At 70.3% G+C, this 13,156-nt stretch carries 14 protein-coding genes and 8 pseudogenes; 7 read left to right on the top strand and 15 right to left on the bottom strand.

Annotation, left to right across the window (positions count from 1 at the left end):
- Nucleotides 1-158 precede the first annotated feature (158 nt).
- From RBJ77_RS49970 to RBJ77_RS49940, 7 genes and pseudogenes are all read right to left on the bottom strand, one after another.
- Nucleotides 159-1,013: a cation:proton antiporter gene (locus RBJ77_RS49970; RefSeq protein WP_372351021.1), complete on the bottom strand. Its 855-nt coding sequence runs from the start codon at nucleotides 1,011-1,013 to the stop codon at nucleotides 159-161.
- Nucleotides 1,010-1,444, bottom strand: a complete 435-nt coding sequence (locus RBJ77_RS49965) for a cation:proton antiporter (protein ID WP_372351020.1) — start codon at nucleotides 1,442-1,444, stop codon at nucleotides 1,010-1,012. Before RBJ77_RS49965 ends, RBJ77_RS49970 begins: the two co-directional genes overlap by 4 nt.
- A gap of 190 nt (nucleotides 1,445-1,634) precedes the next feature.
- Nucleotides 1,635-2,300 (bottom strand): DUF4440 domain-containing protein, encoded by a 666-nt coding sequence (locus tag RBJ77_RS49960; protein ID WP_372351019.1) that lies wholly within the window; start codon nucleotides 2,298-2,300, stop codon nucleotides 1,635-1,637.
- Nucleotides 2,301-2,676: 376 nt separating this feature from the next.
- Nucleotides 2,677-2,847: an NmrA family NAD(P)-binding protein gene (locus RBJ77_RS49955; protein WP_372351018.1), complete on the bottom strand. Its 171-nt coding sequence runs from the start codon at nucleotides 2,845-2,847 to the stop codon at nucleotides 2,677-2,679.
- 700 nt (nucleotides 2,848-3,547) lie between these two features.
- Nucleotides 3,548-4,012, bottom strand: a pseudogene (locus tag RBJ77_RS49950) (aldo/keto reductase); the annotation flags it as partial.
- Nucleotides 4,013-4,051: 39 nt separating this feature from the next.
- Nucleotides 4,052-4,189 carry a hypothetical protein gene (locus RBJ77_RS49945; protein WP_372351017.1) on the bottom strand — a complete coding sequence of 46 codons (138 nt, stop codon included), beginning with the start codon at nucleotides 4,187-4,189 and terminating at the stop codon, nucleotides 4,052-4,054.
- 4 nt (nucleotides 4,190-4,193) lie between these two features.
- Nucleotides 4,194-5,567 carry an MFS transporter gene (locus RBJ77_RS49940; RefSeq protein WP_372351016.1) on the bottom strand — a complete coding sequence of 458 codons (1,374 nt, stop codon included), beginning with the start codon at nucleotides 5,565-5,567 and terminating at the stop codon, nucleotides 4,194-4,196.
- Between the two features lie 147 nt (nucleotides 5,568-5,714).
- On the opposite strand from RBJ77_RS49940, the pseudogene RBJ77_RS49935 reads away from it, so the two are divergent.
- The 3 genes and pseudogenes from RBJ77_RS49935 to RBJ77_RS49925 all read left to right on the top strand — a co-directional run bounded on the left by RBJ77_RS49935 (nucleotide 5,715) and on the right by RBJ77_RS49925 (nucleotide 7,647).
- Nucleotides 5,715-6,590 (top strand): annotated as a pseudogene (locus tag RBJ77_RS49935) (helix-turn-helix domain-containing protein).
- A gap of 36 nt (nucleotides 6,591-6,626) precedes the next feature.
- Nucleotides 6,627-7,004: pseudogene (locus RBJ77_RS49930) on the top strand (aldo/keto reductase); the annotation flags it as partial.
- Between the two features lie 259 nt (nucleotides 7,005-7,263).
- The gene (locus RBJ77_RS49925) at nucleotides 7,264-7,647 is read left to right on the top strand and encodes an aldo/keto reductase (protein WP_372351549.1); all 384 of its coding nucleotides are present in this window, start codon (nucleotides 7,264-7,266) and stop codon (nucleotides 7,645-7,647) included.
- Nucleotides 7,648-7,724: 77 nt separating this feature from the next.
- Here the strand turns inward: RBJ77_RS49925 and RBJ77_RS49920 are convergent, their stop codons facing one another.
- The 7 genes and pseudogenes from RBJ77_RS49920 to RBJ77_RS49890 all read right to left on the bottom strand — a co-directional run bounded on the left by RBJ77_RS49920 (nucleotide 7,725) and on the right by RBJ77_RS49890 (nucleotide 10,625).
- On the bottom strand, nucleotides 7,725-8,165 hold the full coding sequence (locus RBJ77_RS49920) for an FAD-binding protein (protein WP_372351015.1): 441 nt from the start codon (nucleotides 8,163-8,165) through the stop codon (nucleotides 7,725-7,727).
- Nucleotides 8,143-8,448, bottom strand: a pseudogene (locus RBJ77_RS49915) (FAD-binding protein); the annotation flags it as partial. The pseudogene RBJ77_RS49915 and the gene RBJ77_RS49920, both read right to left, overlap by 23 nt.
- A gap of 58 nt (nucleotides 8,449-8,506) precedes the next feature.
- Nucleotides 8,507-8,974 (bottom strand): annotated as a pseudogene (locus RBJ77_RS49910) (FAD-binding protein); the annotation flags it as partial.
- A 77-nt stretch (nucleotides 8,975-9,051) separates the two neighbouring features.
- A pseudogene (locus RBJ77_RS49905) lies at nucleotides 9,052-9,500 on the bottom strand (FAD-dependent oxidoreductase).
- A gap of 65 nt (nucleotides 9,501-9,565) precedes the next feature.
- Nucleotides 9,566-10,099: a Gfo/Idh/MocA family oxidoreductase gene (locus RBJ77_RS49900; RefSeq protein WP_372351014.1), complete on the bottom strand. Its 534-nt coding sequence runs from the start codon at nucleotides 10,097-10,099 to the stop codon at nucleotides 9,566-9,568.
- On the bottom strand, nucleotides 10,093-10,353 hold the full coding sequence (locus tag RBJ77_RS49895; protein ID WP_372351013.1) for a hypothetical protein: 261 nt from the start codon (nucleotides 10,351-10,353) through the stop codon (nucleotides 10,093-10,095). The genes RBJ77_RS49900 and RBJ77_RS49895 overlap by 7 nt, the downstream gene beginning before the upstream one ends.
- A complete protein-coding gene (locus RBJ77_RS49890; RefSeq protein WP_372351012.1) occupies nucleotides 10,296-10,625 on the bottom strand; it encodes a Gfo/Idh/MocA family oxidoreductase in 330 nt (109 codons plus the stop codon). The genes RBJ77_RS49895 and RBJ77_RS49890 overlap by 58 nt, the downstream gene beginning before the upstream one ends.
- A gap of 389 nt (nucleotides 10,626-11,014) precedes the next feature.
- On the opposite strand from RBJ77_RS49890, the gene RBJ77_RS49885 reads away from it, so the two are divergent.
- Nucleotides 11,015-11,722 (top strand): hypothetical protein, encoded by a 708-nt coding sequence (locus tag RBJ77_RS49885; protein ID WP_372351011.1) that lies wholly within the window; start codon nucleotides 11,015-11,017, stop codon nucleotides 11,720-11,722.
- Between the two features lie 103 nt (nucleotides 11,723-11,825).
- Nucleotides 11,826-12,074, top strand: coding sequence for a LacI family DNA-binding transcriptional regulator (locus tag RBJ77_RS49880; RefSeq protein ID WP_372351010.1), 249 nt, complete (start codon nucleotides 11,826-11,828; stop codon nucleotides 12,072-12,074).
- On the opposite strand, the gene RBJ77_RS49875 is transcribed toward RBJ77_RS49880, so the two are convergent.
- Nucleotides 12,034-12,384, bottom strand: coding sequence for a hypothetical protein (locus RBJ77_RS49875; protein WP_372351583.1), 351 nt, complete (start codon nucleotides 12,382-12,384; stop codon nucleotides 12,034-12,036). The two genes, RBJ77_RS49880 and RBJ77_RS49875, sit on opposite strands and share 41 nt — an antisense overlap.
- Here RBJ77_RS49875 and RBJ77_RS49870 point away from each other — a divergent pair.
- Both RBJ77_RS49870 and RBJ77_RS49865 read left to right on the top strand, forming a co-directional pair.
- A pseudogene (locus RBJ77_RS49870) lies at nucleotides 12,269-12,742 on the top strand (substrate-binding domain-containing protein); the annotation flags it as partial. The gene RBJ77_RS49875 and the pseudogene RBJ77_RS49870 sit on opposite strands and share 116 nt — an antisense overlap.
- Before the next feature lie 20 nt (nucleotides 12,743-12,762).
- Nucleotides 12,763-13,011 (top strand): annotated as a pseudogene (locus RBJ77_RS49865) (LysR family transcriptional regulator); the annotation flags it as partial.
- Nucleotides 13,012-13,156: the final 145 nt, after the last annotated feature.

Genomic DNA, 13,156 nt, shown 5'->3' with positions numbered 1-13,156 from the left:
AGCACGGAGTCGTCGATGCGGTGACTGTCGCGCAGGGCGATCACGGCGGAGCGCTTGTGCTCCAGCAGAGCCAGACGCAGGGCGGTCTCCTGCTGCTCGGCGCCGCAGCAGCGCTCCCGACTCCGGGTCGCTCGCAGTGCCGGCGGCGTGCACCGCGCTCAGGTGCGTCTCGTATTCGGCCTGCAGCCGCTCGGTGACATCAGCGTCGATGCCCAGATCGGCTGCGACCTCGCGCAGAGCATCGAGTGCGGCCTGCGAACCGGCGCTCGCGGCGAGGGCGAGTTCTTCCTCCCAGCCCGTGTCCCGGGGCAGACGCGCCCAGCGGGCGACCGCAGGAGGACGAGCCCCTGGACCACCAGAGCGGAGACGACGACACCAGAGGTGACGAAGACGATCGTGTCGCGGTCGGGAAACGCCGCGCCGGAATCGACCGTGTAAGGCACAGACAGGGCCAGAGCCAGGGAAACCGCTCCGCGGAAGCCGGCCAACGCGCTCACCACGCGTGCCCGATGGCCCATCCGGCGCCGAAGCTGCTGCGGGCGCCGGTCCAGCACCCTGATGGCGTACACCGTGGTGAACAGGAACAGGAAGCGGACGACGACCAGCGCACACGCCACAGCCGCCACCATCACCAGTGCCTTGGTCAGGGCAGCGCCGGACAGGGCGCGGACCGCTGCTTGCGCTTCGATTCCGACCAGGATGAACAGGGCTCCGTTGAGCAGATACATCGCCAGCGACCAGAAGGCTTCCGTTTGCCGCCGTGCCGATGCCCGACCCAGACTCGGCCCGGCCTGGCTCATGATGAGACCGCACGCCACCACCGCCAGCACTCCTGACGCCTCAAGCTGTTCGGCTACCAGGTAGGCGCTGAACGGGATCAGGATGATCGTAAGGTTGTCCAGCAGGGTGTCGCCCAGGCGTCGAACCCGGCGTCGCAGCTGGATGCCGAGCCACGCCACCACCGCGCCGGCTGCGAGGCCGCCTCCGTAGGACAGCGCCACCAGCCAGCTCACGTGGCCGCACTGAGGTGTTCGGAGCCTGCGGTGACTCCTACCGCGAGGCTGTAGACGACCAGTGCGGTGCCGTCGTTGATCAGCGACTCGGCGCGCAGCAGTGTGACGTTGCGCTGGGGCAGCAGCCGGGACACGACGCCGACTGCGGTGGCGTCCGTCGGTGCCACGGCGGCGCCCAGGACCCAGGCCGGGCCCCACGGCAGGCCGAGGGCGTGGGCGAGCGCGGCCACGGCCCAGGCGGTGACGACGACCAGAAGGGTGCCGGTCAGGATGATGCCGCGCAGATCCCGCCGGATCGCTCGCAGCGAGGTGGTCACGCTCTCCCAGTACAGGAGCACCGGCAGGAAGACGAGCAGCAGCACATCCGGTGGCAGCTCGGTTGCGCGCAGCGCGGGTACGAAGCCGAGCAGGACACCGGCGGCCAGTTGCATGACGGGCGTGGCTACCTTGAGCCGGTGGGCGAGGCGCCGCTGACCAGCAGGGCGCATCCGAGTACGACGACGAACTCAAGGGCCGCCACGATGCGCTCTCCTCACAACCGGTCGGACGGATTGACCCTTTGCTGTATCAGGGACATCCGGTGGTCTTCGGCTGCTGCTCACCATGTGGTGGCGGCCGTTCTCAGGGAATCCACGTGTCGTCGCGATGGGCGTAGTCGGTGATCAACTGCAGCTGCCAGGTGGAGCGGCTGCCGTGCACCGTCGCGTCGGTCATGGTCCGCAGGGTCAGCCGTGCTGTGCTGTCGTCGAGGTCGAGGATCGTGTCCGTCTCGTCGATGGAGTGGTAGACGAACTGCCCGGCTCGTATCCCGGCGAGCCATTCGGTTTTGGGCTGCGCGTATCCCGTCATGTGGGTGAGGGTGAAGCCGCCGTCGAGCAGGCCGTCGAGCGTTGGGGTGTCTGCCTTGACCATGGCGTCGAGGTAGCTGTGGTGAGTCTGAGGATGGCCTCCCGGTCTGCCTCGGCGGGGGCTGTGGGCACGGTGACTCCTTGGTGTGAGCAGGGCGGGCACTGCGCGGGAAACGGCGGTGGTGTCAGGTGGCGGCGCGTGCCTGGACGACTCTCGAGGTCGCCGCGTACCCGCTGCGGTTCCTTTCGAGGGGCATGTTGGCCTCTGTCGTGCACCGCGTCCAGGGATTGGGGCGGGTCCTGATCCAGTGCCGCGAACAGCGGGCCCAAGTCGCTGGGGGCAGCGCCCCGTTCGGCGATCAGCTCGAAGGTACGGTCGGCTGCCTCGGGCGAGGTGAGGGAGGCCACCAGGACGCGTGCGATGTCGGCGCGCGCGCATGGTCTCCAGCCGGCGGGCCGCCGGAGCGGCGGCGGTCGCCCTGGAGGAACACCGGCTGGTGTTCGTCGGGGCTGTTCATGTCGAACCAGCCCGGGCGCACGATGGTGGGGTGAGGCCGCTGGCCCGCAGGAGGCGTTCCGAGCGGCGTTTCCACTCCAGCAGGTGTCCGTAGCTGCTGCTGCGGGTGGTGGCCCCTGATGGACGTCATCAGCACTCACCCGGGGGCCTGGGCCATCTGCGGAGGTCAGGGCGGTCAGGACGTTGCGTACACCGGCGTAGTCGACCGTTTGCGGGGAGGAGGAGGTGCCGAAGGAGCCGAGGGTGAGGATGATCGCGTCGGCACCGGACACCGCGTCCGGCAGGGTCTCGGGTCGGGTCACATCGCCGGTGACGAGTTCGTGTCGGCGGGCAGCAGTCGGACGCCCTTCGCGTGGTCACGTACCAGGGCGCGGACGGTGTGCCCGCGGGCGATCGCCTCATCGACGACGAGCCGTCCGATGCTGCCGGTGGCGCCGACGACCAGCACGGTCAGCGGGCGGTTTGCCATGTTCAATTCCTTGCAGTTGAGGTACGCGGCGGGCTCCCGTGTCGACAGTTTCACTCGGGTGTGACGATCACGCGTTCTGTGCAGCGGATCGTCCGCGGTGCCGTCGACGCAGGTCACCCTCAGCCGGGGGCGGGGCGGGTGAGCGCGGTCCTCCGGCTATGCCTGGGACGGCTTGGCGAAGGTCGCGGCGTCGATGACGAACCGGTAGCGGACGTCGGAGGAGTTGATGCGCTCGTAGGCGGTGTTGATGTCTTTGGCTTGATGCCGGCGCACAGGAGTGGTCAGGCTTCGGGGATGGTCTTGCCGTAGGCGGCGAGGGTGACGTTCGCGGGCTCGGGGCGCCGCGGCGGCCGGTCTCCAGAGCATCGAGCGCCTTCAACTCGTCCTGGGTGAGGTCGAAGTCGAAGACGTCGATGTTCTCCGCGATGCGGTGGCGCTTGGTGGACTTGGGGATCACCGAGCGGCCTGCTGGATGCCCCAGCGCAGCAGGACCTGGGCGGGGCTCTTGCCGTGCGCCTCGGCGATCCCGGTGACGGCCGGGTCCTGGAGGACACTCCTGCGGTCCTCGCCGTAGCCGGGGTAGAAGGTGATGCCGCCGATGGGCGACCACGCCTGGTTGAGGATGCCGTGGCTGTCGCTCGAAGTCGAGGACGTCGCGCTGTTGGAAGTAGGGGTGGATCTCCAGCTGGTTGACGGCCGGGACGACGGACGTGGCGTCGAGCAGTGCGCGCAGGTGGTCGATCAGGAAGTTGCTGACGCCGATGGCACGGACACGGCCGTCAGCCAGGAGCTTTTCCAGGGCGCGGTAGGCGTGCGAGGGTCTTGTCGAAGCCGGAGGGCAGGGCCTGGTGCAGGATCAGCAGGTCGATCTGATCGATGCCGAGCTTGGCGGCGCTCTTGTCGAAGCCGCGCAGGGTCTCGCCGTAGCCGTAGTCGCTGATCCAGATCTTGGTTTCGATGAAGACGTCTCGCGCGGTACACCGGAGTCGTGGAGGGCCCGGCCGACCTCGCGTTCGTTGCCATAGGCGGCGGCGGTGTCGATATGCCGGTAACCGAGGTCGAGGGCGGCCCGACGGCAGGCGACGGTCCCATCCGGCGGAGTCTGGAAGACGCCGAGCCCGAGGGTGGGCAGCTGGACGCCGTTGTTGAGGGTGAGGTTCTGCATCACAGGGACCTTTCGGCACGGGGGTGCGTGCGGGCACGATCAGGGTGTGAGGACGGTCAGGACCGCGAGGGTGAGCAGGACGGCGGAGCCGGTCAGGGCCGCGCTCGAGCGGGAAGCGATGTCGAGGGCCGTGGAGCCGGTCGCCGCACTCGCGGCGACGGCGGTCAGGATGCTCACAGGCTCAGCGCGCTGCCGATCTGATGCACCGTGATGACCAGGCCCGACGCGGCGCCGGCATCGCCGGAGGCGACGCCGTCGACGCCGCTGGAGGTCGCATGGGGGCCAGCGCCAGGCCCTGTCCGGCACCGATCAGGATCATGGGCAGCGCCACGCCCGTGACGTAGGGCGTGTGCAGGGCCAGACGGCTGAGCCACACCATGCCGGCCGCGGTCAGTACGACGCCGCGAGAGCACCAGCGGCCTGCGGGCCCGCTCGAGCAGACGGGGCACCTGGACGGCGACGACGAAGTTGACTCAAGGTCATCGGCAGGAACGCCAGACCGGCCTGCAGCGGCGTCCAGCCGTACACACTCTGCACGTATTGCGCGGTGAAGAAGAAGAACCCCATCATCGCGCCCATGTAGAGCATCCGCGCGAGGTAGGCGCCGCTGCGCTCCCGGCCGGCGAACAGCCGCAGAGGGACGATCGGCTGCGTGGTCCGCCGCTCCACCACGACGAACACGGCGAGCAGCAGCAAGGCCGGCTGCCAGCGGGCCGACGGCGGCGCGGGCGCCCCTGAAGCCGAAGTCGGTGGCATCGACGATGCCCAGGACCAGCGCGCGTCGATCCGAGGGTGGCCAGGAGCGCGCCGGTGACATCGAAGCCGCCGCGCCGCCGGGCGTCTCCGGCAGGTATCGCACGGCAAGCAGGATCATCACCAGACCGACGGGCACGTTGAGGAAGAACCCGGCCCGCCACGAGATCAGGTCGGCGAACAGGCCCCCGACGACCAGGCCGAGCGAGGCACCCAGACCGGCGACGGCACTGTAGGCGGCCATCGCCCGGTTACGGGTGCGGCCCTCGGCGAAACTGCGCGTCAGCAACGACAGCGCGGAAGGCGCCAGCACAGCCGCCCCGACCCCCTGGAAGGCGCGGGCGCCGATCAGCCACCGCTGGGACTGCGCCGCGCCGACCAGGAGGGAGGCCAGCGCGAAGACGACCAGCGAGCACACGAACATCCTGCGGTGTCCGAACAGGTCACCGGCCCGGGCGCCCAGGAGCAGCAGTCCGCCGAAGACCAGCACATAGGCGTTGGTGATCCACGACAGCCCGGTCCCGGAGAACCCCATGGCGGACTGGATCTGCGGCAGCCCGTGAAGACGATCGAGTTGTCGAGGATGACCATGAAGCAGCTGACGCAGATGATGGTGAGGATCAGCGTCGTGCGGACTCGGGGCGCCGACGGGCGCAGAAACGCTCGGGTCGGCCGTGTGGTCGGCGCGGCTGCGGGTGGGGATGCGGTGCGCACAATGTTCCTTCGGATCGGTGCACAGTCGGGTGCGGGAATCGATGTCCCTGGCATCCCGGCCTCGGTCTCCTTCTTCAGGAAAACGCACACGTGCCGGCAGGTGGGAGTCATTGCTCTTCCAGGTACTCGGCAGTACCTCGCAGAGCTGGCGGACCGGCCTACCGTGGAGAAACCGGCACAAGATCCACGCCGATACCGAAGGAGTCCCCGTGTCCCAGGCCCCGACAAGAAGAAGCTGGCTGCCGAGGTCAAGGAGTTCCTCAGCACCCGGCGGGCCCTGGATCACCCCCGAGCAGGCCGGTCTGCCCGTGTACGGCGGCAACCGCCGCGTCGCGGGGCTGCGCCGTGAGGAGGTCGCCCTCCTTGCGGGCATGAGCGTGGACCACTGCGTCCGCCTCGAGCGCGGAAACCTCAGCGGCGCGTCCGACGCCGTCCTCGAAGCCCTCGCGCACGCTCTGCAGCTCAACGAGGCAGAACGCACCCACTCTACGACCCGGCACGCGCGTCCACCCCGGCAGGACGGCGCCCCGCGCTGACCGCTTCACGGGTCCGCCCCACGATCCTTCGCCTGCTCGACTCGATGACCGGGGTGCCGGCGTACGTGCGCAACGCCCGCTTCGACACCGTCGCCGCCAACACCCTTGGCCGCGCCCTGTACGCACCGGTCTTCGACTCACCCCTGTTCGCCCAGCGCGGGCCGGTGAACACCGCCCGCCACATGTCCCTGTGACCCCGCGAGCCAGGACTTCTGGGTCGACTGGGACAAGGGCGCAAACGACGCCGTCGCCTTCCTGCGCACCGAGACGGGCCGCGCACCCCACGACAAGGCCCTGACCGATCTCATCGGTGAACTGACCACCAAGAGCAGTGAGTTCGCCAGCCGGTGGGCACTGCCACGACGTGAAGTTCCACCGCTCCGGTGTGAAGAAGCTCCACCATCCGCTGGTAGGCGATCTCGCGCTGCCCTCACGAGGCGATGGAACTGCCCTCCGACCCCGGCCTGCGACTGAACTTCTACACCCCCGAGCCGGACTCACCCGAGCAGCAGGCCCTCGCCCTCCTCGCCAGCTGGACCACCGCCGGCGCAGACCTCCCGGCCACCAGCGACTGACCGGGCACACCCGAACGCACAAGGGAGAAGATCCACATGCAGTACCGACCGCTCGGCCGCACCGGCGTCCAGGTCAGCCCGCTCTGCCTGGGCGCGATGATGTTCGGCCCCTGGGGCAGCGAGGACGAGGCCGACTCGATCCGGATCATCCACCGCGCTCTGGACGCGGGCATCAACTCTCGTCGACACCGCCGACGTGTACTCCGCCGGTGTCTCGGAGGAGATCGTCGGCAAGCACTGAAGGACCGCCGCGAGGACGTGTTCCTGGCGACCAAGTTCTTCATGCCCACGAACGCCGACGACCCCAACCAGCGTGGCGGCTCCCGTCGTTGGATCATCCGTGAGGTCGAGAACTCGCTGAAGCGGCTGGGTACCGACCACATCGACCTCTACCAGGTGCACCGCCCCAGCCCCGACACCGATGTCGAAGAAACCCTCGGCGCCCTCACCGATCTGGTCCGCCAGGGCAAGGTTCCGCTACATCGGCTCTCTCGTCCTACTCCGGCTCTCAGATCGTCGAGGCGCACTGGGCTTCCCGAGCGAAACTTGAGCGCTTTCGTCACCGAGCAGCCGCCGTACTCTCGATCCCCGTGCGCGGCATCGAGGAAGACGTCCTGCCCACCGTGCGCCGGCACGGCATGGGCACCCTCACCTACAGTCCGCTCTCCGGCGGCTGGCTCTCGGCCGCTACCGCAAGAACGCCACCGAAGGTCCGGCCTCCGCCGCCCGGCCCCAGGCTCGGTTCGACATGAGCACCCCGGCCAACCAGCGCAAGCTGGAGGCCGTCGAGCAGCTCGCCGTCGTGGCGGAGAAAGCCGGCCACACGCTGATCGAGCTGGCCGTCGCCTTCGTCATCAACCACCCCGGCGTCACCTCCGCCATCATCGGACCGCGCACCATGGACCAGCTGGAGGCGTTCCTGCCGGCTGCGGACATCACCCTGTCTCCGACGTGCTCGACGCCATCGACGACATCGTCGCCCCCGGCGTCACCGTCAACCCGGTCGACAACAGCTACGGCGACTTCTGAACTCCGCGCCGACCAGCGACGCCGCTGATTCTCGTGACCCGCCCGCACCGGTCGGCTCCGACCACACTCGTCGCGGAGCCGACCGGTCGCGTTCCGCAGCTCACCTCAAGACTTGCCTTTGGCGCGGCCGACCGCCGGCAGCGACTTGGGGTTTTGCGTGGGTGTCCACAACCTCAGCAGACGTCCACTCGTACCCGTGACGCCCGCCGCGCGGCGCGCCGCCACATACCCGAACGTCATCGCGGGGCCGATGTTGATGCCACCCGACGGGTAGTGCCCGCCCAGGACGTTCGCCTGGTCGGTGCCGACCGCGTAGAGGCCCTCGATCGGGTCGCCCGCAGCGTCGAGGACGCGGGCGTGGGCATCCGCGCGCAGCCCGGCGAACGTACCGAACGAGCCGGGTAGACCTTGATGGCATAGAACGGGGCGTTCTCGATGGGGCCGAGTGACGGAGTTCGGGCCGCGGGCAGACGATCCCCGACCTGCGGTTGTACGCCGTCCTGCCGCGCCCGAACTCCGGGTCGATGCCCCGTATCGCGCCGGCATTGAACTCATCGACGGTGCGGCGCAGTTGGGTCGGGTCGATGCCGCAGGCGACGGACAGCTCCTCCAGAGTGCGGCCGTGCCGCAGGTAGCCGTTGCGCAGATACGGGAAGCGGGGGAGCGGGAACGGGCGCGACATGCCGAACGGCATGCGGCGCTGGTAGCGGTGGTCGCAGATCAGCCAGGAAGCGACCTCCTCGCCCTCCGGAGTCGCACGGATCATCGCGTCGACGTACTGGTGGTAGCCGTCGGCCTCGTTGACGAAGCGGCGGCCGTCGCGCAACACCCCGATCACGCCCGGCTTTCCACGGTCGATGATGTGCGGGAAACGGCCCACCCGGCCGTTGGCGAGACGGCACCAGGGACACCGGGCACCAGGCGGCCGGCGAGGCTCCCGAGGTGTCGAGGACGGCACCCGCCTCCTCGGCCATCCGGATTCCGTCCCCGGTGGTCGCTGCGGGGGACAGCGTCTTGTGGTTCTCACCGGTGCCCTTCGGGAAGAGGGCGGCGGTGCGCTCGGCGTCGTTCGGGAAGCCGCCGGTGGCCAGGACCGTGCCGCGACGGGCCCGCACCTCCACTTCGCCCCGCGCCGTCGCCACGATCGCGCCGCGCACCGCCTTTCCCTCCAGCAGCAGCCGCTTCGCCGGAGCGCCGACGTACATGCGCACGCCCAGGTCGTCCGCGGACTTCGCCAACCGGGCGATGAGAGCGGGGCCGTTGACGAGCTGCATGCCGCGGCGGCGGACCGCCATGTCGACCGTGTGCAGGCCCACCCGCCACGCGGCGTGCGCGAAGTTCCGCGGGCCCGACATGACGTGCAGGAACTTCTGCAGGTCCGGGCCGGCCATGATGCCCATGCCGAGGAACGACGTCTCGTACATCTGTCGTGTCAGCTTGCGCAGCACGCGACGGCTTCAGGCGCCAGCCGTTCACCGGTTTCTGGACCGACCTGTCGCCCGGCCTGTGAGGCGCCCGGCAGATCGCCGTGGATGTCGGCGATGCCACCACCGTCGACGAACCGCGTCGCTGTCCGCTCGTGGAAGAACCCCACCATGTGCGGCGCGGCGTGAAGGAAGGCGTCGACGCGGTCGGCGTCGTAGCGCTGGCCGAGCACGTTCTTCAGGTACGTACGGGGCTGGTCGATGTCCTCGCGGGGGCCTTCGTGCAGGGGGTGGCGCGGGTCCACATCCAGCCGCCGGACCAGGCGGTCGCGCCTCCCATCGCGGTGTCCTTCTCGACGAGGACGACGTCGAGCCCGTGGTGGGCGGCCGTCACCGCGGCGGACAGGCCACCCGCTCCGGAGCCGATGACCAGCAGGTCGCAGGACAGGGTGCGCATGAGGACTCTCACTCTTTCGGTGCGGTGATCAGGGTCTGGGGCGCGGGTGTGCGGGCCCGGTGATGTCAGGGGTACGGGTTCGGTGTGGCCGGAGGCCGCGCGCGCGGCCGGCCGCCTCGACCACGGCGAGCGTGCGGGCGGCGTCGGCGACCGAGACGAGCGGCGCGCACGCGCCGCGCGCGCACGCGGACGAAGTGGCGCAGTTGGTTCGTGTGCGCAGTCGCCGGCCCCCTTCGGTTCTGTAGCGCAGCGACAGCGGAGCGCATCCAGTCGCCGGACGCCCCGCCGTCGTGGAAGTAGTGCGCCAACTGCGGGAAGGAGAGCGAACCCGTCGTGCCCGCGATCGAGTAGCAGGACGTGTCGGGCCGGTACGGGCACGTCGGATCGTCCTCGGTCGCCTGATCCCAGCCCCACGGCGCCACCGCCGCGTCCGACACCAGAAACGAGCCGAGCGCGCCGTCGGTGAAGGTCAGCACGACGCTGGCGGTGTCCTCCACTGCGTGACCGCGTACGGCGTTGCTGGTCGCGGCCTGCACGGCGACGATCTCGCCGCACAGATGACGCATCAGGTCGAGGTCGTGGACGAGGTTGATCAGCATGACGCCCGCGCCCTTCTCACGGCGCCACGCGGCGTCGAAGTACGTGTCGTCCTTCCTGGTCGTCCAGATGCCGCTGACCCCGACGGGCGGCCTATCGCCCCCGCGCTGATCAGTTCCCTGGCTGCCGTGACGGCCGGGTGGTGGCGCCGGTGGTGGCCGACGAGTGCCGGGATGTCCGACGCCGCCTCCGCCGCGATCAGTCGCGCTGCCTCGGCGTGCTCCACGGCCACCGGCTTCTCCAGGAGCGTGGGCACGCCAGCCGCGATGCAGTCCAGGGCTGTGGCGACATGCGCCCCGTTCGGATTGGCGCGACGATCACCGCGTCGAGACCGGCGCCGCCGTTGGGATCCAGCAGGGCGTGGTGGTCGGCGAAGTGCGGCACGCCCTCGGCCTCCGCGAGCGCCGAACTGGAGGGATCCGCGACACCGACGAGGACCGTTTCCTCCTCACGCGCGATGAACCCGGCGTGCGCCGTGCCCATGCGGCCGGCGCCGATGAGGCCGATGCGGAGAGCGGAGGGGGGCATGGGTGGGGCTCCTCGGGTGTGGGTGGGCGTGCATCGTGCAGGTAGTGGGTGCGCAGTCGCGATTAGCGTGAGTGGATTGCGCTTACCGCTTCGGAACGAGCAGCGGTCTCCGCTCACTAAGTGGCGGGTTGAGGACTTCGCCAGCGAATGACTGCGCAGTCACTAACGTTGCGTAGAAATTACGGACCTGGCTCGCCAGACGTCAAGAGCGCCGCACTTCCCCGGAACCCCAGGAGTCCCGCATGACGCGCACCGGCACCCCATGGGCATCGCACCTCACGCTCTCGGCTGCCCGCCGCCCGAACTGGTGGACGTGGCCGCGGAGGCCGGGTTCGACTTCGTAGGGCTGCGGGTGGTGCCCGCCACGGCGAGGGGAGGAGCAGTACCCGATGAGCGGGCCGGGCTCGCTGCTCGACGAGACGCTGCTGCGGTTGAAGGACACCGGGCTGTACGTGCGGGACATCGAGTTCCTCACCCTCGATGAGCGGGTGAGCCGGGAGCGGTGGCTGCCGATCCTGGAGACGGTCGCCCGGCTCGGGGCCACCCACCTCAGTGTCGTCGGCGCCGACCCCGACCGGGCGCGCCTCGCCGACTCGCTGGCCGCGCTCACCCGCGACGCGGCGCCCTACGGCCTGGTGCCGACCCTCGAACCCATCACGTACCAGCCGGTGCACTCGATCCCCGAGCCGCCGACCTCGCCCGTGCCGCGGGCTGCGCCGTCCTGCTCGACTCCCTGCACGTCCACCGGTTCGGCGGCACCGTCGACGAACTGCGGGCGCTGGAGCGGGCGTTGGTGCCCCACGTCCAGCTGTGCGACGCCCCGCTCGCCGAGCCGCACGACCTGCCCCGCCCCGCGCGCCTCCCGCTCGGTCAGTCCACCGACGGCAGTGACCTCAAGCTGGAGTCACGAGCGTTGCGCGCGTTGCCGGGGAGGGCGAACTGCCGCTCGCCGACTTCCTGGCCGCGGTGCCGGCGGGTACGCCGGTGAGTGTCGAGGCGCCGTCGGTGTTCCTCGCCGAACGGCTGGGAGCGCGGGAGTTCGCGCAGGCGGGCGCGCGCCGGGGCGGACGCGGTGCTGGCCGCGGCCGGAGTGCTGAGGCGGGCTCGGTAGGCTGAGGCGGTTCCGGAGGCGGTGGCACGAGGTCCGCAGGCCGTGACTCCAGATCCGAATCGAAGACAGTGACACGAGGGTAGGCGCGGGTGGCGAACGGCTGTGACGTGGCGAAGGCCGCGGGAGTGTCCCAGTCGACGGTCTCCCGGGTCTTCCGCGGCGATCCGCTCGTCGCGCCCCGTACCCGCGACGCGGTCCTCGGTGCGGCCCGCCGCCTCGGCTACGCGCCCAATGCGGCGGCCCGCGCTCTGACCACGAGCCGCGCCCACGCCGTGGCCGTGGTCACTCCCGACGTCGTCAACCGCGCTCTACCCGCAGGAGATCACCACCCTGCATGAGGAGTTCCGCTCGGCCGGGTACCGCACGGTCCTGCTGACCCGCGGCGCCGAGACCGACGGCGCGGGGCCCAGTGATCTGGAGGCGCTGCGCGGCGGCACCGTCGACGGCGTCGTCTTTGCGGCGGCGACCGTGCAGTCCACGGCGGTCGATGACTTCCTCGAGTCCGGGATGCCGCTCGTGCTGCTCCACCGCGATGTGGACGGCCGCGAGGTCGACCGGGTCCTCGTGGACGACGCCGCGGGCCGCCGTATCGTCGCCGAGTACCTGGCCGGTCACGGCCACCGCCGCATCGCCCTGCTCGCCGGCCATCAGACACCTCCTCCGGGCGCGAGCGCACCCGCTTCTTCGCCGCCGCGCTCGACGCCCTCGGCCGCTCGACCCCGCGCTCACCCGCTGGGGCAGCCACACCCACGCCACCGGTCTTGCGCACGGCCTCGAACTCCTCGACGCGGCCGAGCCGCCCACCGCCGTCCTGTGCGGCAGTGACATCGTGGCGTACGGCGTCCTGGAGGCGGCGCATCAGCGGGGACTCAGGGTGCCCGAGGACCTGTCCGTCATCGGCTTCGACGACATCGCCATGTCGAGCTGGTCCATGGTCGGCCTCACCACCGTCCACCAGCCGCTGGAAGCCATGGGCAAGACCGCGGCGCAGACGCTGCTGCGATCGCATCGAGCACCCCGACGGCCATGTGCCGCGCCGCCAGGTCTTCGACGTACGTCTGGTGGAGCGCGCCACCGCGGGGCGCGCGCCCCAGAGCCACTGACCAGTCGCTGGCCGGTGTGCCAACAAGCGGTCCCACGAGAGAGGTGCGTATGGAGATCCGCTGGATCGAGGCGTTCCTCGCCGTCGCCGAGGAGCTGCACTTCGGGCGGGCCGCCGAGCGGCTGCGCGTGGCACAGTCGCCGCTGGCCAGACCATCCGCAAACTCGAACGGCAGCTGGCACGCCCGCTGTTCGAGCTGCAGCACCCGCTCGGTGTCGCTGACGTCCGCGGGCGGGCGCTCTCTGCCGCACGCGCGCGCGCCGCATCGTCAGCAGAAGTCGACCTCGCGCGCCGCGCGGTGCGCAGCGGCCGGAGCGA

The sequence above is a fragment of the Streptomyces sp. KL116D genome, assembly GCF_030766975.1.
Classification (GTDB): Bacteria; Actinomycetota; Actinomycetes; order Streptomycetales; family Streptomycetaceae; genus Streptomyces; species Streptomyces longispororuber_A.
This window is presented reverse-complemented; position numbering and strand designations above follow the sequence as displayed.